20 protein-coding genes are annotated in these 21,075 nt (G+C 62.1%); 9 read left to right on the forward strand and 11 right to left on the reverse strand.

Going from position 1 to position 21,075, the window contains the following annotated elements:
* Window positions 1-109 precede the first annotated feature (109 nt).
* Together KYT97_RS08800 and KYT97_RS31065 are read left to right on the forward strand one after the other, a co-directional pair.
* Window positions 110-2,230, forward strand: a complete 2,121-nt coding sequence (locus KYT97_RS08800; RefSeq protein ID WP_219112115.1) for an MMPL family transporter — start codon at window positions 110-112, stop codon at window positions 2,228-2,230.
* 112 nt (window positions 2,231-2,342) lie between these two features.
* Window positions 2,343-2,465 carry a hypothetical protein gene (locus KYT97_RS31065; protein WP_255285219.1) on the forward strand — a complete coding sequence of 41 codons (123 nt, stop codon included), beginning with the start codon at window positions 2,343-2,345 and terminating at the stop codon, window positions 2,463-2,465.
* A 29-nt stretch (window positions 2,466-2,494) separates the two neighbouring features.
* On the opposite strand, the gene KYT97_RS08805 is transcribed toward KYT97_RS31065, so the two are convergent.
* From KYT97_RS08805 to KYT97_RS08815, 3 genes are read right to left on the reverse strand one after another with little or no spacing between them, the layout of a single operon-like run.
* Window positions 2,495-3,421, reverse strand: coding sequence for a ferredoxin family protein (locus KYT97_RS08805; protein ID WP_033231304.1), 927 nt, complete (start codon window positions 3,419-3,421; stop codon window positions 2,495-2,497).
* A 14-nt stretch (window positions 3,422-3,435) separates the two neighbouring features.
* Entirely contained in the window at window positions 3,436-4,008 is a 573-nt protein-coding gene (locus tag KYT97_RS08810) for a YdeI/OmpD-associated family protein (RefSeq protein WP_219112116.1), read from the reverse strand.
* Complete coding sequence (locus KYT97_RS08815) at window positions 4,008-4,571, reverse strand: hypothetical protein (protein WP_219112117.1); 564 nt, start codon at window positions 4,569-4,571, stop codon at window positions 4,008-4,010. The genes KYT97_RS08810 and KYT97_RS08815 overlap by 1 nt, the downstream gene beginning before the upstream one ends.
* A 116-nt stretch (window positions 4,572-4,687) precedes the next feature.
* Here KYT97_RS08815 and KYT97_RS08820 point away from each other — a divergent pair, with 116 nt between their 5' ends.
* Window positions 4,688-5,518, forward strand: coding sequence for an alpha/beta hydrolase (locus tag KYT97_RS08820; RefSeq protein WP_095886629.1), 831 nt, complete (start codon window positions 4,688-4,690; stop codon window positions 5,516-5,518).
* Here KYT97_RS08820 and KYT97_RS08825 read toward each other — a convergent pair.
* From KYT97_RS08825 to KYT97_RS08850, 6 genes are all read right to left on the reverse strand, one after another.
* Complete coding sequence (locus KYT97_RS08825; RefSeq protein WP_219112118.1) at window positions 5,491-6,981, reverse strand: HNH endonuclease signature motif containing protein; 1,491 nt, start codon at window positions 6,979-6,981, stop codon at window positions 5,491-5,493. The genes KYT97_RS08820 and KYT97_RS08825 overlap by 28 nt on opposite strands.
* Before the next feature lie 104 nt (window positions 6,982-7,085).
* Complete coding sequence (locus KYT97_RS08830) at window positions 7,086-8,042, reverse strand: R2-like ligand-binding oxidase (RefSeq protein WP_045070744.1); 957 nt, start codon at window positions 8,040-8,042, stop codon at window positions 7,086-7,088.
* Between the two features lie 66 nt (window positions 8,043-8,108).
* The gene (locus tag KYT97_RS08835) at window positions 8,109-9,716 is read right to left on the reverse strand and encodes a sulfatase family protein (RefSeq protein ID WP_425332405.1); all 1,608 of its coding nucleotides are present in this window, start codon (window positions 9,714-9,716) and stop codon (window positions 8,109-8,111) included.
* Window positions 9,717-9,878: 162 nt separating this feature from the next.
* Complete coding sequence (locus KYT97_RS08840) at window positions 9,879-10,634, reverse strand: alpha/beta fold hydrolase (RefSeq protein WP_141484658.1); 756 nt, start codon at window positions 10,632-10,634, stop codon at window positions 9,879-9,881.
* A 21-nt stretch (window positions 10,635-10,655) separates the two neighbouring features.
* Complete coding sequence (locus KYT97_RS08845; RefSeq protein ID WP_219112120.1) at window positions 10,656-12,209, reverse strand: DNA polymerase Y family protein; 1,554 nt, start codon at window positions 12,207-12,209, stop codon at window positions 10,656-10,658.
* Window positions 12,206-12,931, reverse strand: coding sequence for a hypothetical protein (locus KYT97_RS08850; protein WP_245006154.1), 726 nt, complete (start codon window positions 12,929-12,931; stop codon window positions 12,206-12,208). The genes KYT97_RS08845 and KYT97_RS08850 overlap by 4 nt, the downstream gene beginning before the upstream one ends.
* A gap of 297 nt (window positions 12,932-13,228) precedes the next feature.
* On the opposite strand from KYT97_RS08850, the gene KYT97_RS08855 reads away from it, so the two are divergent.
* Entirely contained in the window at window positions 13,229-14,428 is a 1,200-nt protein-coding gene (locus KYT97_RS08855; RefSeq protein WP_092801654.1) for a serine/threonine-protein kinase, read from the forward strand.
* A 7-nt stretch (window positions 14,429-14,435) separates the two neighbouring features.
* Here KYT97_RS08855 and KYT97_RS08860 read toward each other — a convergent pair whose 3' ends face one another.
* Entirely contained in the window at window positions 14,436-15,839 is a 1,404-nt protein-coding gene (locus KYT97_RS08860) for an FAD-binding oxidoreductase (RefSeq protein WP_219112122.1), read from the reverse strand.
* Window positions 15,836-16,687, reverse strand: a complete 852-nt coding sequence (locus tag KYT97_RS08865; RefSeq protein ID WP_219112123.1) for a class I SAM-dependent methyltransferase — start codon at window positions 16,685-16,687, stop codon at window positions 15,836-15,838. Before KYT97_RS08865 ends, KYT97_RS08860 begins: the two co-directional genes overlap by 4 nt.
* Before the next feature lie 126 nt (window positions 16,688-16,813).
* Between KYT97_RS08865 and KYT97_RS08870 the strand changes: the two genes are divergently transcribed.
* The 5 genes from KYT97_RS08870 to KYT97_RS08890 all read left to right on the forward strand — a co-directional run bounded on the left by KYT97_RS08870 (window position 16,814) and on the right by KYT97_RS08890 (window position 21,001).
* Window positions 16,814-17,491 (forward strand): winged helix-turn-helix transcriptional regulator, encoded by a 678-nt coding sequence (locus KYT97_RS08870; RefSeq protein ID WP_033231313.1) that lies wholly within the window; start codon window positions 16,814-16,816, stop codon window positions 17,489-17,491.
* 111 nt (window positions 17,492-17,602) lie between these two features.
* Window positions 17,603-18,202: a M15 family metallopeptidase gene (locus KYT97_RS08875; RefSeq protein ID WP_219112124.1), complete on the forward strand. Its 600-nt coding sequence runs from the start codon at window positions 17,603-17,605 to the stop codon at window positions 18,200-18,202.
* A 2-nt stretch (window positions 18,203-18,204) separates the two neighbouring features.
* Window positions 18,205-18,846, forward strand: coding sequence for a phosphatase PAP2 family protein (locus KYT97_RS08880; protein WP_219112125.1), 642 nt, complete (start codon window positions 18,205-18,207; stop codon window positions 18,844-18,846).
* A 53-nt stretch (window positions 18,847-18,899) separates the two neighbouring features.
* Window positions 18,900-19,598, forward strand: coding sequence for a response regulator transcription factor (locus KYT97_RS08885; RefSeq protein ID WP_045070762.1), 699 nt, complete (start codon window positions 18,900-18,902; stop codon window positions 19,596-19,598).
* Entirely contained in the window at window positions 19,595-21,001 is a 1,407-nt protein-coding gene (locus KYT97_RS08890; protein WP_219112126.1) for a sensor histidine kinase, read from the forward strand. The genes KYT97_RS08885 and KYT97_RS08890 overlap by 4 nt, the downstream gene beginning before the upstream one ends.
* Window positions 21,002-21,075 lie beyond the last annotated feature (74 nt).

The raw sequence follows: 21,075 nt of genomic DNA on the forward strand, positions 1-21,075 counted from the left end.
CGTTCAGCGGCAACGGTGTGTCATGCCCAGAATCCCTCCCCGGATACAGAATCCCTCCCCCCGATACAGTCGGTACGGCCATGTCCGAAAATTTCACCGGAGTTGATCAATGACACGCTGGGCCCAAACCGTCGTTTCCCGAAAATGGTGGGTGCTCTCGCTCGCAGTTCTCATCGTGCTGATCAGTGGCGTGTGGGGTCTCGGAGTATTCGGAAAGCTCAGCCAAGGAGGGTTTGTCGACCCGGGTAGCGACTCCGCGAAGGTCGCAGCAATCGTCGAGGAAAACCTCGGACCGCAAACCGCGGACATCATTGCGATCTACACACCGACCGACGGCCGAAGTCTCGACGACATCGGCCCGGCGGTGACAGCCACCGTCGACGAATTCACGGCCAACGTCCCGACGGCCTCGGTGAAGTCGTATTGGACCGCCGACGCCGCGACCAAGGCAAATCTGGTCTCCAACGACGGAACGATGGGCGCGGTTGCCATCACCTTGGCACCGGATTCCGGAGTCACCTCCGCCACTTTTTCCGATCTGCTCCCCACGCTCGAAGTGGAAGGCGCGCAAGCACAATTCGCTGGAAACACGGTAGTCGGTGTCGCCTTCAACACCACGCTGGAGAAGGATCTTGTTGTCGCGGAGGCCATAGCCATCCCGATCACCCTCGTGTTGTTGGTCTTCATCTTCGGCGGTCTTGTCGCTGCAGCCGTACCGGTTTTTGTCGGAGTTCTGAGCGTGCTGAGCGCCTTGGCCGTACTGCGAGTTCTGACGTCGGTCACCGAGGTCAGTTCGTTCTCGATCAACGTGGCCTCACTGCTGGGGCTCGGCCTTGCCATCGACTACGGATTGTTTGTCGTCGGGCGATACCGCGAGGAACTGAACTCCGGTTCCGAACCGGGTGCCGCAGCCACCCGCACGGTCCTGACGGCCGGTCGTACCGTGATGTTCTCGGGGCTGCTGCTGATCTGCGCGTTCAGCGGCATGCTCGTGTTCCCCCAAGCTGTGATTCGTTCACTCGGGTTCGGCGCCATCGCCGCCGTGCTGAGCGCGGCAGTACTGTCGCTGACCGCGGTACCCGCCTTGCTTGCCATTCTGGGCCACCGCATCAACTCGTTGACGTGGCGCAAGGGCGCAGCCCAACGCGGAGAAGAACGTTCACGCAGGTTCTGGGGTCGCGTCGTCACGTGGGTGATGAAACGACCTGTTGCCGTATCGATCACGATTGTCACCCTGCTTCTCGTACTGGCGTCGCCGCTGCTGGGCGCGCGACTTGGCGAACTCTCGTACACCGCATTGCCCACCGACGACCCCGCTCGTACTGCAATGGACACGCTGGTCAACGAATTTCCCCAGACCGGGAACGGCGCAACACTGATCCTGCAGGCGGAGGGCGATACCGTACTCAACCCTGCCGAAGGCACGGCAATAGCCGAAGCCGCAAGCCAAGTCGAGGGCATCGCGCAGGCTACCGTCGTCGCGAGCACCAACTCGCTGATCGCAATCCAAGCGTTCTACAGCGAAGGATCCACGCCGCAGTCCCAAAGTGACGCTGTCACCGACCTACGCGAGATACCTGCGCCCGACGGCGCCGAATTATTGGTCGGCGGCGGGCAAGCCACCGTCGACGACGGCAACAACGCTGTCCTGCACTGGTTGCCGGTCATGATTCTGATCATGGTCGGTTCAACCCTGATTCTGCTGTTCCTCGCCTTCGGATCAATTGTGTTGCCCATCAAGGCTGTGCTGATGGCTGCCTTGAGCTTGGCAACCACCTTCGGCGTCCTCACCTTCGTCTTCCAGGAGGGCCACGGCGTCGAACTTCTCGGTGTCAGCCAGACACCGCTCGAAGCAACATTTGTTGTCCTGATCCTGGCCGTTGTCTTCGGACTGTCCACCGACTACGAGGTTTTCCTCATGTCGCGCATGGTCGAAGCGAAGAACGACGGCGCGACAACGGAAGAGGCCGTCAAGTTCGGCACCGAGCGAACGGGCCGCATCGTGACGGCCGCAGCACTGCTCCTCATCGTCGTGACGGGCGCTTTTGCCATGTCAGGTCTTGGAGTAATGAAGTTCCTCGGAGTCGGCATGATCGTGGCACTGATCGTCGACGCAACCATCATCCGCATGCTCCTCGTTCCGTCCCTGGTGAAGCTCATGGGCGAAGCAAACTGGTGGGCGCCGGCGTGGATGAAGAAAATCCACGCGAAGGTCGGCATCGGGCACTGACCCGCTCCTGGTTTTCCCCGATCGGGTAGTCATCCTCGAGGATGACTACCCGATTGCGTAAATGGATCTCTGGGGCGATGTTCTTCGGCGCCAGGGTCGTCAGACTTGAAGCATGACAATTTTCGAGTGGATTCTCACCGTCCCCGCCATCGCCGTCGGCGGGGCATTCCTGTTCTCAGGCATCGTCACGGCGGGACTGGACTTCGACGCCGACGACGGAATCCTGGTGAACTGATGTACGACTGCGACTGATCACGACTGCGACTAATTAAGAATCAGACCCGAACCCAGTTCGCGAACGGACGTGGCAACAACGGGCCGAACAGGTTTGGGATCCGCCCCACAGCTGGGTGGACGCGGAGCCAACTCCGACGTCTGCGTTTCCACTTCCCAACTCCGACCGTCGACGTGCTCGACGATGCACAGCTGACCACCCAGATCGTCCACAGTCAGATCGTCGATACCGCAGGGAATGTACTGCCGGACAGCAATTTCCGCGACCTGTCCCACCGAGTTCCACGGACTCCGGCCCCGCAACCCGGGAAGATGAACTTGACCGCGAACCGCTGACTCCACCGCCGCAAGGCTTTCCGCCCCGGACAGTCGGCCGTAGGTATAGCCACTGGGCAACAGGATCATCGACGGCGCAAACCGATGACCACCCGTATGCGAGCATTCCCATACATTCTCACCGAACGCCGGAACCAACTCCGCCGCAATCGGCCTGCCCAGAACTGCGCAACACTGATCACGTTTTCCGTGCGCGCACACCAGCACCACGGGTTCGTCGACCCTGACACCCAGTCCTGGGGCCGGCCCACTGAGCAGAGCGAAGTCGATGTCGAGAAGATCGAACGGCGAATCGATCTGCAGTCGTTCACACCACGAATCATCGGGATCGGAACGAGCAAGAAGCACCGTGTGACCGGCAGACAGTGCGCGACCGGCAGACAGTGTCTCGTTTCGACCGGGATGTCTGATGAACATCACACGCACGTCCGCAGCGTCCGCGCGTCGACTCAATTCGGTGGCAAGTTCCTCCCCGAGAGCCGTGCCGTCGAGAACATCCCGACCCCAGGCACCGACAAACTCGAGGCACACCCAACCACGCACAACGGCCGCCGTGCCTTCCAACGGTTCGTCGACGGCAGACAACGCTGAGCAGGTCTTGGCTTCGGTCACAAGTGCCATTGTGTCAGCCCTCGTCAGTGAAACTTCTTACCCTCCTCGAGTTGGCTGATGAACTTCTGTATCCGGCGGGTCCTGGTCTCCGGGCGCTTCGCTTCCAACAGGCGATAGAAGATCGCGAACCGATTAGTCGAATTCAACGTTTCGTAGAAGGCCTGCGCTTGGGGATTCAAGGCCAATGCGTCGAGGAAATCCTGCGGCACCTCGGCTTTCGCGGACCCTTCGTACGCGCGCTCCCACCTGCCGTCGGCTTTGGCTTTATCGATTGCAGCAATGCCCGCGGGTTCGAGCAATCCTTCACTCTCGAGTCTCGCGACAATCTCCACGTTGCGTTTCGACCACGGGCTACGCGTCGTGCGCGGCGAGAACTTCCGCAAGAAAAAGTTGTCGTCGACCTTCCTCGGCAGACTGTCGATCCACCCGAAACACAGGGCGACATCGAGCGCCTGGTCGTAGTCGATCGACGAATGGGGTGATGACTTCTTGGCCATCTTCAGCCACACCCCTGGACTCACGTCGTAGTTCTCGGATAACCACCGACGGAATTCCGCGCCGTCCGCAAAGTATTCGATATCGAGTTCCGGCGCCATCAGTACTCCTCTACCCGATTCCTACGGCCACCCGGCCACTGAGATGCAGATCGAAACGCGACACCGGTAGCTACCCATACTCTGACAAATCCCTGCGACAGATATCCGAGAGTTCCCAGTGCAAGCACCCATTTGCTGATGCTCACCGCTGTGGTGATCCGAACCGTCCTGTCGGTGATGTTGTCACGATGATCGAGCAGATACAGCCCGGCGATGTTCTCGACGTAGTCACCGGCAGCGGACAACACCGGCGCCGCGGCAAGCGCCCTGCGAACCGTCGGCGAGAGCGGGGTGCGCTCCCCCAACCGTCGGCCGGCGGCGCGCAATGCGACCGCGTAGATCGCCGGATGAACAAAGTCCGGGTAGTAGTGACTACGGAACCGCGCCGTCTCCTCGCCGTCCATCTTCGCCAGAACCTCGCGGTACCGACGTGCGGAGAATGCCGTCTGCACCTCCAGAACCCGCGGACCCACCGGCCCCAGAAGTCTGACGATATTCGCCTGGGAGAGAACAAATACCGCGGACCACACAGCCATGGATCGCTGATTCGAAGTTCTGAACATGTCAGCAATCTTGCCAGTTGTGTGCGGCTTCACGTCAGTGGCGGCGTCCGGGTGAATGACTTGGACAAAAATGGGCATTCCCTGACGATCAGAACTGATCGATCACAGGAGTCCTCATGCCCACTGCCGCCAAGCCGACGGTACTTTTCATCCACGGATTGTGGATGCATCCCAGCGCGTGGGACCCCTGGGCCCAGGCCTTCGCCGAACGCGGATACGGCACCATGTCGCCCGGTTGGCCTGGCGACGGCGCCACCGTCGGGGAATCCCGAGAACACCCCGAAAACATTGCGGGACACGGAATCGACGAGATCACCGAACACTATGCCAAGGTGATCGCCGACTTGGATGCTCCACCGATCGTGGTCGGACATTCCTTCGGCGGGCTTATCGCACAGAAACTTCTGGGTCGGAAATTAGCTTCCGCTGCAATAGCAATCGACCCCGCACAACCAAAAGGTGTCCTGAAACTTCCCCTCGTTCAGCTCCGTACCGTTCTCCCGGTCTTGTCGAATCCCGCCAACTATCGGAAGACCTACTCGCACACCAGAGATTCCTTTCACAAATCCTTTGCCAGTGCAATCACCAAGAGTGAATCAGACGCGCTCTACGAGCGATACGTAATTCCGGCACCCGGGCAACCACTCTTCGAGGCTGCGCTCGCCAACTTCAATCCCCACAGCCCCGCCCACGTCGACTTCAACGCCGAACGCGGCCCGCTGCTGATGATCGGTGGCGGACAAGATCGAACGGTCCCGAAAGCCAGCACCGACAGTTCGTTCAAGATGTATCACAAGGCGCCAACGGTCAACGAGTACAAGGTATTCGACGACCGTGGTCACTCACTCACCATCGATCACGGTTGGCGTGAAATTGCGGACTACAGCTTGGCATGGTTGAGCCGCAACACAGCAGGCACTCAGAACGGTGGTGGGTCGTTGCCGTAGTCGACGGGCTTGCTGGGCACGTGCTTTCGGGGCACATGCTTTCGGGGTGTGGAGAGTTGTGCCGTCCGGTGCTGAATCTTGACGCGACGATGCTTGCGTTCACTTCGGATGCGGGCAGCTTTGTTCTCGCGTCGTGTGCGTCGCGGTTTGCCGCCTTCCGGTGGCCGCGGTTCCTGTTGGCCGGCGAGTAGTCCGGCATCTCTGGTGCGGTAGCAATGGCCTGTCTGTGAGGTCAGGGTGATACTACGATCCGGATTCGGGGCGAGCAGCCACTTCCCGGAATGCTTGAGGCGGTGATGGTTACGGCAGAACGCACTCAGATTCGACGCGACCGTCTTGCCACCCTGTGCGGGGTCGGTGTGGTTGAACGGAACTGTGTGGTCGAGGTCGCAGTTCCAGGCCGGGACATCGCAGTGCGGCCATTGGCAGCTGCCTGCGATGACCCGCAGCCACGTGTCGAGTGCCGCGCCGGGGCGGTACACAGATGCGGACGCAGGCACAGGTGTTTCCGGTACTCGCACTTCCCGCACAGTGGCGTCTTTTGCGATGTCGCGGGCATGCTCGGCACTGATCACGCCGTACCCGTCGAGATGAGCGGGTTCATCCGACCCTGCGTGCAGTGCGGAATCGTGTATCACCACATGCACGAGTGGCCGGCGAATGATGACAACACCGCTACGGTCCTGCGGGCAATCACCGCGGTCACAGTCGCACACCAACACCGTCGAACCACTCACCAACGCGCCCAACTCATCCGCGCGCCGCTGCTCATACGTACGGGAATCACGGCGACACACCGACATCGCCAACTCCCGCAACCGGCCGTCGAACGCACGGGCCTGCTCCGCCGGGATGCTGCCCAAGATGCGAGCCATCCCGTCCTCGGCGGCGCTGACCCCCACGAACCGATCCGCCAGGGCGTGGCGTCGTCGTTCCCGCATCCCCTCCGGATCGACGCGGGCCACGATCCGGTCGATCGCCGCCGTCAACCGGCGACCCGTCAACCCGGTACCGCCGTCCACGGGTGGAGCCAACACCTGCTCGAGCAGCAAGCGTTCAACTTCGTCGATCAGCTCGTCACCGACATTCGCGGTCGCGGACTCGATCAAAGAGACCCGATAGAAGTCGAGTTCACCGCGGGCCATCGCCGCCCGCGTGCGATGCAGCCGCGTCTTCAACGCAAAACCCAAACCGATGAGCTTCCCCGCCGCAGCACGGCCCATCGTCAAGACCGCGCCGACCTCGGATTCCGCCAACTCGTGCGCCGACGACGTCCACGTGCCACCCTCGACATGCTCGGCGCTGCGGCGGGTGAAGAACTCCGCCACCACCGCCAGCTTCCGCTCGACCAACATCGCCTCACATGAATGCAAGTCACTCATAAGATCGATTAGGGCGCAATCAGTTTCGGTACCACTCAGCTGTACCGAGATACCGAAACTCCCCACCCCCGGATCGAACATTCCCCCACCCTAATCGAAATCCTGTTCGATTACGAGGGCTCCTGGAAATCAGTCGGAAAAGTCTGAATACTGACTGGAAACTTCAGGGCGGCTTAGCTTTTGACCTAGCTGCCAGCTTCAATCATCACTGCGGCGTCTTCGGCACCGAACTTCTCCTCGAGCGTCTCGGGTGAGTAGTCGAGGTCGATCTCGGCCACGTCACGTCCCCGCGCAGACTCGATTGCCGAGAGCCGTCGCTGAGCACGATCAGCCGCGTACTCGAGAAATTCCTGGTTGTCGAGACCGAAGGGCTGGACTTCGAACTGATCGTTGACCCAGTTGATGAGACCGAGAGCCATCGGCATCAACTCGCCCATGCGCGCCTGCACTACATCCCACAGGGCGTCGTCCGCAGCCACGTGTCGGCGGCACGTGAAGGTTCCCCACGCCATGTGGCGCCGCTCGTCGTCGCCGATCTTTTTGATCAACTGCTGCATCCCGGGCAGGATTCCCCTTGTGGCACATACCTTCTGCCAGGCGTAGTAACCCGTCAGCGCAAGGCTGCCTTCGATGACATGGTTGTAGGTGACGCTCGCCCGCACTTGGTTGACCGGGCTGGGGTCGGTCTGGAGAATCCGCAGCGACGCCGGCAACTCCTCGTAGAACAGTTGTCGGTAGTCCGGATTATCGGCGACGTAGGAATGCAGGTCGTCGGTGAGTCCGACCTCATCCATCCAGAGCCGGAAAACCTGTGTGTGCTTGGCTTCCTCGAAACAGAATTGGGTCAGGTACATCTCGTCGCTGAACCTGCCTTCAGCGGACATCGCCTGCATGAACGGTTGGATGTCCTCGGTCACTGCTTCTTCACCGGCGATGAACTGCGCGCACAGATACGTTGCGCTGCGCTGCTGCTCGCTGGTCAACTCTTGCCAGTCTCGAGCATCTTTCGAAAAATCGAGGTCTGCCGGGTTCCAAAATTTGGCATTTCCCTTGGTGAACAATCGGAGTGGAAAACAATCCCAGTTCAACCCTCCTGATCGGAGGGAACTGAATCCTTCTCGCCCCGGCGAGGTGACGGTCATGACATTCCTTCTTCCCGAAACGAAGACATATGTCCGAGGGGAATGCCCGCAGAACTCCGTCGTGAATCAGTTTTGCGGAATATTGCTCGACTCTGCCAGCGAAACACCCTTTGCCTGCATCGCGGCAAAGAGTTGTGCGTTCATCTCGGCGGCTTTGGAGGGCTGGTAGGACGCAAAATTGAACGGGTTGGCCAGGTTGTTCGTCTCCAGGGGATCGGCAATCAGGTCGTACAGTTCGTATTGGGGCGCAGCAGTTCCCGCCGGGTCGAAGTACATCGTGTACTTCCACTGACGATCGCGAATGCAACGAATATGGTTCGGCTGCGTGACGATGTTCTGGCCGTCGGGCGTCGCACAGTTCTGATCGTCGTACGTGAAGAGAATCGTGTCCTGAACGTGCACGCTGGGTGCGTCCGGATACGCCGCCGCATCGACGAGCACGGGGGTGAGATCGGTGCCGAGAAAGTTCCACGACGCACGATCCGGCACTTGCGCGAGGTTGGCCAGAGTGGGCATCACGTCGATCAACGACGCCAACGCGTCCGTCTGAACGGGCTGCGGGAACAACAACGGATTACTGATCACGAGTGGGACGCGCAGAGTTTCCTCGTACGCGTTGAACACCTTCTGCCGCAAGCCTCCGTGCGACATTCCCATCTCACCGTGATCGGACATGCGCACGATGACGGTGTCGTCGAGCAGCCCCGGAGTGGCTTCCAAGGCGTCGAGAACACTGCCGATGCGCTCATCCACGACCTTGTGCATGTAGGCGTAGAAGTTGATGTATCGCCTGGCCTGATCGGGTCCGAGCAATGGACCGAGTCCGGCGGCGAGCAACAATTCCGACTGCACCTGAGCACTCGGTTTGTAGTTGAAGGCAAGAATTTCGTTGTAGGTCGGTGGGAGTTCGATGCCCTGCTCGAAAGCTCCCGGCGCATCCGACCCGTAGTTGTCGCACGTACCACTCATCGCATCCCACGACTGGGGATATGCAAGGACGTCGTGCGGATTGACGAACGATACGATCAGCGCAAAAGGCTTGTCCCCTTTGGCATCCGGTCCGGTGAGAAATTCGACGGCTTCCTCGGCAGCGCGGCGGTCGTGATCGGCGCATCCGCCGCCGAAATGGTCAGGGTTTGTGTCCTGTCCGGCATCAGGTGGTGTCCACCCGCCGAAACCGAATGCGGCAACGTCGTCGCTGGACGGATCACCACCGGATGCTCCCTTGCTCAGATGCCATTTCCCCCGGTACTGGACGTTGTACCCGGCGGATGCCAGCATCTTCGCCATGTTCTGCTCCGACGTCTGCAACTGCGGTTCGGTGGGAGATACGGTGCCGCCCTCGGTCAGGGTTCTGGTCACACCGTGTTGCGCGGGATACAGCCCGGTAAAGAACGTGCTCCGACTGGGCGAACACATCGCCGTGTTGCAGACCGCTTGATCGAAAGTCAGTCCGTGACGCGCAATGCGTTGGCGATGAGGAAGATTCCGCTCCGCCCACCCTTGCGGCCAGTACATCGGCCGTCGTTCCTGATCGGTGATGATGACCACGATGTTGGGCTGAGCGGGAAACGAATCACTGGGCGCTGCCCGCGACGGTGTGACCGCGGCGCCCGCCGACCCGATATCCGTCATACCGGCAAGAGCCAAAGCGCCCATCCCGCCCAAGAACATCCGACGCGGCAATCCGTGACTGCACTGGGGGACGTTCGCGGGTTCTGGGCTCACGTGATGACGTCCTCTCACAGTGTGTCTGCTAGAGCATGTGTCTGCTAGAGCAGTGCGTCTGCACAGAGTTGACCGTCGGCGCGCTCTCTACACATCTGGACGCCCGGTTTACGAAATAAAAGGCACCACCGCGGCCTCGAAGTCACGGTAGCCGTCCCGATGAACGCTGTGACCGGTGCGAAATGACCTGACCTCACAACGCTTGACCGTGGCGCTTACCTCGCGAAGCCGATCGGAATCCACCATGCCGCCGAGGCCGCCGCGCAGGAACAAGGTGTCCGCCTCGATCAGCGGCAACGATTCCCACCACAGTTGATCGGGTTGACGGAACTGCGTCAGCGCCGACCCCGTCATCGACTTGTCGAAGGCCAGAGCCGCCCGCGGATGGCGCACCAAACTTGTTGTTGCGTGCCACAGTTCGGACATGCTCGGCAGCTTGCGGGAAAATACCTGCTCCGGATCGCCCGGTCGCAGTGGGAGCGGCGCTTCCTCGATGACCAGCTTGCGAACGCCGGTCGTTCGCCGCTGCGCGATCAACGACGCGGCGTGCCCGCCGAGCGAGTGCCCCACCAGGTCGACGTGATCGAGTTCCAAGTGATCACAGACGTCCATGATGTCCGCGGCAAATTCCTCGAACAGGTACGACGACGCCCGGGCACTGCGCCCGTGCCCACGAAGGTCCACCGAGACAACCCGTCGATCGCGGGACCGCAATGCTCTGGCGAACCGATCCCATGTGCCGCTGTCGCCGCCCATGCCGTGCACGAGGACGACAGGAGGCAGTTCGGCAGTCCCGGAACCGGCCCCCGAATCGCGGTAGCTGATCTCGATTCCACCGGCACTGCGCACGTTAGCGATACTCACGATGTTCCAGATTAGCCGTATTCACTCGTACACACCTTCCACCGACCACTCGCCACCCTCACAGATCATCAACAACGCGCGTGATTGTTCCAACAGCACCTGCGCCCGCGCCGCCGTTCGCACCGCGGCCGAATCCCACCATCGCTCGTCGACCGGCCACGGACCTGCCCATCCTTGCACCGCCCATTCCTTACTCCCCCACTTCAGCCTCGCCGGATGCGCGCTGAACACTCCGCGTTCCGTGACGTACACAGCTTTGCCCGACGCGTCTGTCAGCCACACCCGCGGATTGTCGACGTACACCGATCCCGGTGACGGCTGCGGTAGCAGCCCCGGCCACGGAGCCCCCGGATCATGCGCTGCTACCCGCTCATCACCCAAGGGCACCAATGTAATTCGCTCCGACGGCCCCCTCCCACCACTGAGGACACCCACCTGGACCGACTCGCCACCCAAGAGCCCCTGCACTCGCACCAACGCTCGCTTGGCCCGTTCGTCCTCATCACCCACTCCGCCCCAGAGGCCCAATTGCAAGGCGCCGGCATTGACCACCTCCACCGGTTCGAGGCGCAGCACGGTAATTCCTGCGGTTGGCTTGTCCTCACTGCGGCCGGTAAGCCACCCGTCGAGTTGCCACCGCACTCGATCAGCCGTTCCTTCCGGCGTCAGCGGCTCGGCGCAGCGCCACGTGCGAGAGAGGTTCTCGCCGTTTTCGGTGCTCGCCGATATCAGCAATCGCGTGCAGGCGACGCCGGCGCCGGACAACGTGCCATGCAGCAAAATCGCCAGGGCACGCCCGGCGAAGGCCGCGGCGTCCACACGTTCGATAGGCGGATCGTAATGCTGCTCCACCTCGAGATCCGGTGGCAACGCCCTGGCCGACGGTGGTCGTTCCGGTTCACCGCGCGCCGCCCGGTGCGCCAACACCGCATCGGTACCGAACCTCGACGCCACGTCGACGGCCGGCAAGTCCGCAAAGGCGCCGATGGTTCTGATCCCGAGCCTGCGCAGCAGATCCACCAGCTCACCGCGATGAGGTGCGGACAAACTCGGCTCGGCCGCCAACTCCGACATCGGCAGCGGAGCAAGAAACCGAGCGCCCTCGCCGAGCGGTACCAGCGCGGCTCGTCGTGCAGCTATCACCGCGGTCGACAACTGATCGGCCACCCCGATCTGGCATTCGACTCCCACGGCAGCAACCTGATCCACCAACCGTTCTGCCGCGGCCTCCTCGCTGCCGAAATAGCGACTGGCACCGCGTGAACTCAACACCAGCAGGCCAGGACGAAGCACCTCCACACCGGGCGCAGCCGCATCGACAGCCGCTGCAACCGGCTCGAACAATCGGGCATCCCGCTCCGGATCTGCCGCCGCCACATACAGTTCCGGGCACCGCGCCTGCGACTCGCGTCGGCGCAGCCCGCGACGCACTCCTTCCGATCTGGCCGTCGCACTGCACGCGATCACCCTGTTGCCTGACGTCACCGCAACCGGGTGAGTAGCCGGAAGGTCGGCTACAGCAGCAGCCGCCACTGCCGGCCAGTCCGGACACCAGAGCGCCAGAACCCTGCTCACAGTGCCACCACCTGAGCTGCGGCCACCACTTGCGCTGCGCCCACCTCGAGTGCAGGCTTCCATTCCACCCGTCCCGCTGCGCTGCAGATATCCAGACGGGTGGTGCGCGGCTGGAACGAGCGCCCTCGGGCACGCACGGCAAGGCTGAGCGATTCGAGCCGTCCCCGCCCCAGCGCGCGTCCGCACCCGAAACCGCCGTAACCGTTGACCTGCGCCTCCAGCCGCACCTCCACACCATCCCAATGACCATCCGTCACAACAAGAGTGGAACCTTTACTGCGGGCGCGGGCCACCACTGCCCGCGCCCGCGACGGGGGCACGGACGCACCCGCCAATCCCAGAATCACCAGATCCATACCGTCGAGCAGCACTGCGGCAACTTCGACCGGATCGGGCCCCGGATCCGGGACAAACGCAAGACGCTCCAACTGCGCACCCATCTCGTACGCGGCCAACACTCCCAACTGCGGCTTGCCGACAACGGCAACATTTCCACCAGACGCGGTCACCGAGGCCACCAACCCCACCAGCAACGACGCGGCCCCGGATACGGACACCACGGTTCCCCGCACCAACCCGCCCTGCGGCAGCAACTCTGCGATACCGGCCGGCACGGGCAGGATTCCCGCCTTGTCCGCCCGATCCCCGGTCACTCCTACTGCAGCCTCGACGGAAATCGACGACACAACCTGCCCGTCACCGCGAGCCGGGATGGAGGCCATCCGGCTGCGGAGTTCCGCCAACCGCTCCTGGCGGGACACGCCCGCCGCCTCGGCAACGCTCTCTACCACCGTCACTTCGTCATCCCCGTCCTGCGATACTTCCGGCAATCTTTTTCAAGCCGGCAAACCACGGGGAAGTCGGGGTCTGACACGCATCGAACAGACAACACAATCGAACATAGTTTCGATTCGTTTCCAGTAAAGCCTGCCCCTGAGGACCCGTCAAGCAGCGACAAAAGTCCGAAGTTCACACAAACCTCGAGGGTCACACCCGTATCAATCCTCTAACCTGGAGTGGTGACATCTCGAGAGCAGACAGGGAGGGGCATCGGCCCTGAATACCTGCTGGCAGGGCGGTACCGACTCCGATCCAAAATCGGCGGCGGCGGCATGGGCGCCGTCTGGCTGGCCCGCGATACCCTCCTCAGCCGTGATGTCGCGGTGAAACAGGTCACAACCACCGCCGGACTCGACAACGAGAGCGCCGAGGAGATCCGCGCTCGAACACTTCGTGAAGGCCGCAACGCCGCCAAACTCTCGCACCCGCATTCCATCGGCATGTACGACGTCGCTCTCGAAGCCGGCGAACCGTGGCTGGTCATGGAGTACTTCCCGTCCCGCAGCCTCGCGCAGGCCATGAACCTCGCCGACACTCTGCCGCCCCTCGAAGTTGCTCAGATCGGCGCTCAGATCGCCGCAGCACTCGCAGAGTCGCACGCTGCCGGAATTGTGCATCGAGACATCAAACCGGGCAACATTCTTATTGCCGATCGCGGCGACTCCCTGGGCATCGTCAAGATCAGCGACTTCGGAATCGCGCGCGCCAAGGGCGACGGATCGGACCGTCAAGACGAAGTCATCACCGGCACCCCCGCATACTTCGCCCCCGAAGTGGCCCGCGGCGACGATCCCACCGAAGCGAGCGACGTCTTCTCCCTCGGCTCGACCCTCTTCACGGTGATCGAAGGCCAACCACCCTTCGGAATCGACTCCGACGCAATTGCATTGCTGCACCGAGTCGCCAAAGCCGAGATCTACCGTCCCACCAAATCCGGACCGCTCACAGACGTGCTGCTCCAACTTCTCGAACCGGACCCGACGCGTCGGCCCACCATGGCCCAGGCCCGCGACGCACTCGCCGCGGTAGCAACCGGGGGCGGTTCCGTCGATCAGCTGATCGACATCCCCGTGTTCTCGTCCGACGGAGCGGTTCCGGCGTGGGCGCACCGCACCACCCAACTCCCCGACCCGCACCGACGCAATCGCCTGGTGGGCCCTACTGTCACCGGATTGCCTGCAGTGCAACAGAATACGCCACTCGGCTCTGTCCCCAGCCCGCTCGACCTGTTCTCGTGGCCCCCTCGAATACCCACCGGCCCCGCCGACGCGAGCACCCGGGACAAAGTGGTCGCCTGGGCGCCACTGGCCATGACCGCGATGGTGGCGATCATCATCGCGGCCATACTGATCGTGCTTGTACTGGTGTTCACGGTTTAAATATTCGCTACTTCAGCGCCGACGCAGCCGGCCTGATGTTGGCGTTGAGATGAAACAGGTTGTGCGGATCGTACTGTGCCTTGATCCTGGACAGGCGTGCATACTTGCCGGATCCGTACGAACTGCGAACCCGCTCTTCGTCGACGTCGGTCATGAAATTGACGTAGCCACCGGGATTGGTCGACAAGGGACGCAACGCTTCCCAGATATTGCGCACCCACGTTCGATCCAGATCCAGAGTCCCGGCATCCGTCGCCGTAGCCGTCATGTTGCACACGTAGTGCGGGGCACGGGAACCACCGAACGCCGTATCGTCGTCGCCGACGGCGGTGAACGCACCCTGCAGCGGAAAGATCGGGATGAACGACATCGGTGACGACTTCTTCACCGCATGTTCGGTCAGAACACCGATCACGTCATCGGAGAGATCCCCTAGGTCCAGAGCTTTCTCGTACGCGTACGCACCCCACGGTTCGGCATCGTCGAGCATCGACTGCAACCCCGTGTACGGGAGCGGCGTGACGAACTCGAACAGCGGCGGCAGCCCTTCCCTGATGGGCGCAATCACCTGCGCATGCTCCTCGGCGGAACCGAAACCTGCCACCAGCAAGGCACATCCGGGATGAAAGTGGAACTGCTCCGGTACAAACGCCGCGGGCGGCGCGGACAGGCTCGAAGCAATCAACGCACCCGTGTTGCGGGGCAGAGCCGGCACCACGTCGCGGCACAGACGCAGCGCATCCGGTCCGTCGTCCATCCCCCAGAAGAAGAACCCGAGATGCACTTCCGGCCCGATCGCGCTCAGCCGGTACTCGAACTCGGTCACCACACCGAAATTACCTCCCCCGCCTCGCAACGCCCAGAACAAATCGGGGTGGTTCTCTTCCGACGCGCGCACGACCTCACCGTCGGCAAGCACAACCTCCGCCGACGCCAGATTGTCGATCGACAATCCGAGCGTTCGCGTCAGCCACCCCATGCCGCCGCCGAGTGTCAGACCGCCCACTCCGGTATCGCTGATCACCCCACCTGTCACAGCCAGGCCGTGTTCCTGCGTCGCGGCGTCCAGGTTCGCCAACGTCGCCCCGCCACCTACGCGCGCCCTACGCGCCGACGGATCAACAGTGACGTTGTTCAGTGCACTGAGATCGATCATCAGACCGCCCTCACACACCGAGGCCCCACGATACGAATGCCCACCACCTCTGACAGACACCTCCAAGTCATGTTCTCTGGCATAACCCAGTGCCGCAGCCACATCCGACGGCGAAAGGCACCTGGCGATCCCAGCCGGGCGGTGATCGATCGAGCCGTTCCAGATGGCCCGCGCGTCGTCGTAGCCCGAATCTTCCGGGCCGAAAACCGGGCCGGTGACGGACGATCTCAACGGCGCAATATCAATGCTTGTCATGACGTACTCCTGACACCGGTGACGAGTAGATACTCCCAGTCCATACCCGGAGAATCCCCTCCGGCGCTGGAATCTCCTCCTGCGCTGTACTTGCGAGCCAAGTCGACGAGATCGCGGTCGAGGGCCTCCACCTTGGCGTCGTCGCCCGCAATATTGCGGTAGACGGCGATGGTCGGTCCGTAATTCTCCTTGAAGAAGTCGCGGAAGTCTTCCGGATTGCGGAACCTACTCACCTGCAGCGCTTCTCGACGCGCAGTCAGGTCGCGAACTCGGTCACCGAACAGCTCACGAACATGACTCTCCTCACCCCACAACGGCGGTGGCTGCGAACCAGGAGGTGGCGCAGGTGCATACGGTTTCATGGCTTTGAACATCTCGCCGATGAAACCTGTTGGTGTCCAGCTCAGTACAGCGATCCTGCCGCCTTCCTTGCACACTCGAACAAGCTCGTCCGCTGCCCGCTGATGATGCGGCGCAAACATCACACCGACGCACGAGAGCACCACGTCGAACTCGCCGTCTTCAAACGGTAGATCCTCGGCATCAGCCTCCCGCCACTCGAGTTCGACATCCGCGTCGGCTGCCATCTTCCTTCCCGCATCGAATAATTCGGGAGTCAAGTCCGTTGCCACCACCTGCGCGCCGAGTGCCGCCGCAGGAATAGCCACATTGCCGGAACCTGCCGCGATGTCGAGAACCCGATCACCGGCGCGCACGCCGCCTGCCGCCGCCACAACAGGCCCGAGTTCCGGGATGACCTCCGTTGCCACCGCAGGATAATTGCCCAACCCCCACATCACCCGGTGCTTGGATTTAAGGGCTCGGTCCAACTCCACTGCTTCAGTCATTATCGTTCTCCTCCATCAATTTTCGCAGTACCGATTTCCACTCTGACCTCGACGTTACGACCATCGAGTGTCACCGATCCAGTACTGGATCTGTACCAGCCCCACCCATCGGCCTACGATTGACAAGTGGGGTCGTCGTACCGCCAGTTCTGCCCCGTCGCCAAGGCGATGGAGCTACTCGACGAGCGCTGGACGCTCCTGGTCCTGCGCGAACTCATGATGGGAAGTACCCATTTCAACGACCTGCGACGCGGCCTTCCCCGCATGTCGCCGACGTTGCTGTCCAAACGTCTGCACCAACTCACTTCCGCCGGAATCACCTACCGAGACAACACCGACGGTGTCGTCACGTACCGCCTCACCGACGCCGGACGCGAACTCCGCCCCGTCGTCGAGGCACTGGGAATCTGGGGCACCCGCTGGATCGGCGAACTCGGCGACCAGGATCTCGATCCCAAACTCCTGCTGTGGGACATGCATCGACGGGTGGATCACTCCGCTGTGCCCAACGGAAAAACAGTGGTGCACTTCGTCTTTTCCGAAATCGATCGGCAGTCACGAAACTGGTGGCTGGTCATCAACTCCGACGAGGTCGACGTCTGTGACCTCGACCCGGGTTTCGAGGTCACCGTGTCCGTATCGGCCGGGCTCAGGCCGTTGACCGAGATCTGGCGCGGCGACCTGACGTGGTCCGACGCCATTCGATCAGGTGAGGTCACCATTTCCGGCCCGGAAGCCCTGCGTCGCAGTTTGCCTTCGTGGTTCGAACTGTCCACATTTGCATCCGTTCCCCGACCCGCTTAGCGCACGCCCCACCAGGCTCGTTCCGTCCTGTTACAGAGCTGTTGCAGACCGTGACACCGTCGACGAACAGTGACGACCTCCTGGTGACACTGACCGAGCAGTCTCTGCACTATGCCCAGCCACCGCGGAATCATCTGCCCCGTCGCACACCGAGCAGTCGCACTCGGGGCAGTCGCACTCGGGGCGCTCATGCTCAGCGCGTGTTCGTACACCGAGGCGGCCACACCCAAGAGCGATCACTACCTTGCCACTCAACCTGATTCAGGACCCTCAGGCGGCGAGATCGAGGACGGCCTCAGCGCGGCGGACACCCATATGCCCGCGCTGGCCCGCCTCGATTCCGCACTTCTCGCGGCGCTGCAGATGGCCGCAGCGGATGCGCGGTTATCCGGGGTGGACATGCATGTCACGTCGGGTTGGCGATCAGCCGCATACCAACAGCGACTGTTCGACGAAGCCGTAGCCAAGTACGGCAGCGTGGACGAAGCGTCCAAGTGGGTGCACCCCCCGAGTCTGTCCAAGCATGTCAGCGGACAGGCAGTAGACATCGGACCGACGGATGCCGACGACTGGCTTATCCAGCACGGCAGCGATTACGGCCTCTGCCAGACCTATGCAAACGAGATGTGGCATTTCGAACTGGCGACCACTCCTGGTGGGGAATGCCCGCCCCAACGCAACAACCCTTCGGATGAAAGAGCGGAAGGCTGACCATGACACGAGTCAAACCAGCGAGACTGTTTGCCGCACTGGCACTCTTGATCCTCGGAGTAATCGAATTCGAATTGGCGGTCAACACTGCCGGTGGCCAGATCGTCGATCAACAACTCATGGTGGGCGCGGCCACGTCTGAAGTCCTCGGCGTGTTCTCCACTGAGTTCATCGGCCTGCTCACCCCGATCCTGATAGTGGGAGGAGTGCTCGTGGTACTCATGATCACGTTGCGCAACAACCCGATTGCGCTGGCACTGCGCGTCGCCGTCGTGACCCTCGGCCCCATCACGACGGCCTGGGTTCTCAAACAGTCGCTGGATCGACCAGACCTGAACGGTCTTGTCATGCATAATTCCTTCCCCAGCGGGACTCTCACCGCCATCGCTGCTCTGGTCTGCGCGACAGTGCTCGTCACACCCGCCAGGTGGCGGGGCGTCGTCGCCGTCAACGGCGCACTGATCACCATCGGGACCGCGATCTCGGTAGTCGTGCTGCAATGGCACCGGCCGAGTGACGTACTGGGTGCACTACTCCTCGTCGGTTGCTACACCCTCGCCGTGTCGGCATTTCCGTTGAACACCACCACCGCACGGCACGCGGTACTGGCAAACTCCGGCAACGAACGGCTCTCGAAAGTGTGACACCTGTACCGTGGGCTGACCGAGATTGCTCCGACCCCGGAAGGCCCCTAATCATGGTGAATATCCTTTTCATCGAGGACGATCCAGCCGTGGCCGAGGCAATCACGTTGGGACTGAACCGACTCGGGCACAACGTCAGCCATCGCCCCGACGGCAACAGTGATTTCGACGACGTACTCACCACCACCGACCTCGTCCTACTCGATCTCGGACTCCCGGGTGCCGACGGTTACGAGATCTGTCGACGCATCCGCACGCGTAGTTCGATCCCGATCATCATTCTCACCGCTCGATCCGACGACATCGACACCGTTGCCGGCCTCGAGGCCGGCGCCGACGACTACGTCGTCAAACCGGCCAGTCCGCGTGTCCTCGACGCTCGCATCAAAGCCGTCGTGCGTCGGTCGGCGCCCGCAACGACGCGAACAGATGCAGTACCGGCGGCAGAGACATTCGGCGACTTGGAACTGGATCGATCGTCATTGCAGGTCCGCAAGGGCGGAACACTGCTGACCCTGACACCGACCGAGCTCCGCCTGATCCTGGCACTCACGGAGAATCCCGGACAGGTTCTCAGTCGTCGACAGTTGTTGTCCGCCGCCTGGGACCAGGAGTACCTGGGCGATTCCCGAATCGTCGACGCAGCGGTGCAGCGACTGCGTGGAAAGATCGAGGACGACCCAGCCGTACCGACAGTCATCGAAACCGTGCGCGGCTTCGGATATCGCTTCAACACCGGCTCAGGTCGATGAGACCGGCCTGGCTGCGCGTCGACGGCCTGCGGACCCGGCTCGTGCTGGTGTTCATCGCAATCGTCCTCATCATCGCCGGAGGAACAGCCGGCGCGGTATCGCTCATGGCGCGGTCGTGGATCTATTCCAATGCTCAGGACGTGGCAACGGCACAATTTCGCGACGAGCTACAGTCCCTCGACGGCATGCCGGTCGACGGGTTGACACCCGCCAACCTCTCACAGGTCTTCCCATCCGATCTGACCCTGATCACAGACGGTGAAGTAGTTCGCCAAGGATCCGTCGATCCCGCGACGATCCCGCCGAGCTTCGACAGCGGTTTGGACAGTTCGAAACTGATCCGCTTCGAGAGACTCGACTCCGAGCGCATCCTGCTGGGGATGTCCGTCAACGTCACGGACACGACCGCGGAGGACGGCTACGACAACCAGACACTTGTGAAAGCTGTCACCGTCCGGCCACTGGTGGGGGTACAGGACAAGTTCGACGACCTGCTCCGAGTCGTCGGTCTCACCCTCGCTGCCGGCGTGCTGGTCAGCGGTCTGCTCGGCTTCTGGATCGCGTCGACGCTGGTACGTCCGCTCAAGCGTCTCGACGCGGCCGCCGCCCGTGCCGCCGACGGCGATCTCAGCGTCCGCCTTCCGGAAAACGGAGTAGCCGAACTTGCCCAGGTGACAACAACATTCAACAACATGGTCGCGCGCAACGAAGCGGTGATCAAAGGTCTCGAAGAATCCGAAGAGCGGGCAAGACGGTTTGTCGCCGACGTCTCTCACGAGCTGCGAACGCCACTGGCCGCACTGGTGCCGGTCAGTGAAATACTTCGCGAAGAGATCCCCAACCTTCCGCCCGACGCCGGTGCCGCCGCACGCATCGTGAGCAGCGAGATCGGCAAACTCACTCGACTCGTCGAGGATCTGATCGAAATGTCTCGCCACGACTCACAACAGGCACGCCTCGTCCTCGACGACGTCGATCTCGTCGAACTGACCGAGCGCACACTGGCAAGCCGCGGCTGGACCGAAACCGTCGAGCTCAACGCGCCCGAAAGCATCAGCAGCAGAGTGGATTCGCGTCGGATCGACATCGTCGTCGCCAACCTCGTCGGCAACGCACTGCGGCACGGTTCACCCCCGGTACGCGTCGAACTCAGCGCCGAACCCGGTTACGCCGTCATCGCCGTCGTCGATCACGGACCGGGCATCTTGCCCCAGGACCGGCAGGCAATCTTTCGCCGGTTCTACAAGGTAGACACCGCACGAGGACGCAGCGAGGGCAGCGGGTTGGGACTCTCCCTCGCAGTCGAGAACATCCACTTGCACGGCGGCACCATCGGCGTCGACCAGGTGGACGGAGACACGGTCTTCACCGTTCGCCTCCCCACTGCCGGCCACGAGCAATGACCACATTTTGGGATTACAGTTTCAGCATGTGAAACAGCCGGAGTAGCGTCGGAGCCCTCAACCAAAGAAGAATT

It is taken from the genome of Rhodococcus globerulus (assembly GCF_019334125.1).
GTDB lineage: Bacteria > Actinomycetota > Actinomycetes > Mycobacteriales > Mycobacteriaceae > Rhodococcus_F > Rhodococcus_F globerula.

Excerpts from the sequence above, each read along its gene's own strand:
- KYT97_RS08890 (WP_219112126.1), top strand. The coding sequence starts at position 19,595 with ATGAGACCGGCCTGGCTGCGCGTCGACGGCCTGCGGACCCGGCTCGTG.
- KYT97_RS08815 (WP_219112117.1), bottom strand. The coding sequence starts at position 4,571 with ATGTTCAGAACTTCGAATCAGCGATCCATGGCTGTGTGGTCCGCGGTA.
- KYT97_RS08885 (WP_045070762.1), top strand. The coding sequence starts at position 18,900 with ATGGTGAATATCCTTTTCATCGAGGACGATCCAGCCGTGGCCGAGGCA.
- KYT97_RS08805 (WP_033231304.1), bottom strand. The coding sequence starts at position 3,421 with ATGGCACTTGTGACCGAAGCCAAGACCTGCTCAGCGTTGTCTGCCGTC.
- KYT97_RS08835 (WP_425332405.1), bottom strand. The coding sequence starts at position 9,716 with ATGTTCTTGGGCGGGATGGGCGCTTTGGCTCTTGCCGGTATGACGGAT.
- KYT97_RS08865 (WP_219112123.1), bottom strand. The coding sequence starts at position 16,687 with ATGACTGAAGCAGTGGAGTTGGACCGAGCCCTTAAATCCAAGCACCGG.
- KYT97_RS08820 (WP_095886629.1), top strand. The coding sequence starts at position 4,688 with ATGCCCACTGCCGCCAAGCCGACGGTACTTTTCATCCACGGATTGTGG.
- KYT97_RS31065 (WP_255285219.1), top strand. The coding sequence starts at position 2,343 with ATGACAATTTTCGAGTGGATTCTCACCGTCCCCGCCATCGCCGTCGGC.
- KYT97_RS08850 (WP_245006154.1), bottom strand. The coding sequence starts at position 12,931 with ATGGCCTCCATCCCGGCTCGCGGTGACGGGCAGGTTGTGTCGTCGATT.
- KYT97_RS08860 (WP_219112122.1), bottom strand. The coding sequence starts at position 15,839 with ATGACAAGCATTGATATTGCGCCGTTGAGATCGTCCGTCACCGGCCCG.
- KYT97_RS08800 (WP_219112115.1), top strand. The coding sequence starts at position 110 with ATGACACGCTGGGCCCAAACCGTCGTTTCCCGAAAATGGTGGGTGCTC.
- KYT97_RS08825 (WP_219112118.1), bottom strand. The coding sequence starts at position 6,981 with ATGTTCGATCCGGGGGTGGGGAGTTTCGGTATCTCGGTACAGCTGAGT.
- KYT97_RS08830 (WP_045070744.1), bottom strand. The coding sequence starts at position 8,042 with ATGACCGTCACCTCGCCGGGGCGAGAAGGATTCAGTTCCCTCCGATCA.
- KYT97_RS08810 (WP_219112116.1), bottom strand. The coding sequence starts at position 4,008 with ATGGCGCCGGAACTCGATATCGAATACTTTGCGGACGGCGCGGAATTC.
- KYT97_RS08880 (WP_219112125.1), top strand. The coding sequence starts at position 18,205 with ATGACACGAGTCAAACCAGCGAGACTGTTTGCCGCACTGGCACTCTTG.
- KYT97_RS08875 (WP_219112124.1), top strand. The coding sequence starts at position 17,603 with ATGCCCAGCCACCGCGGAATCATCTGCCCCGTCGCACACCGAGCAGTC.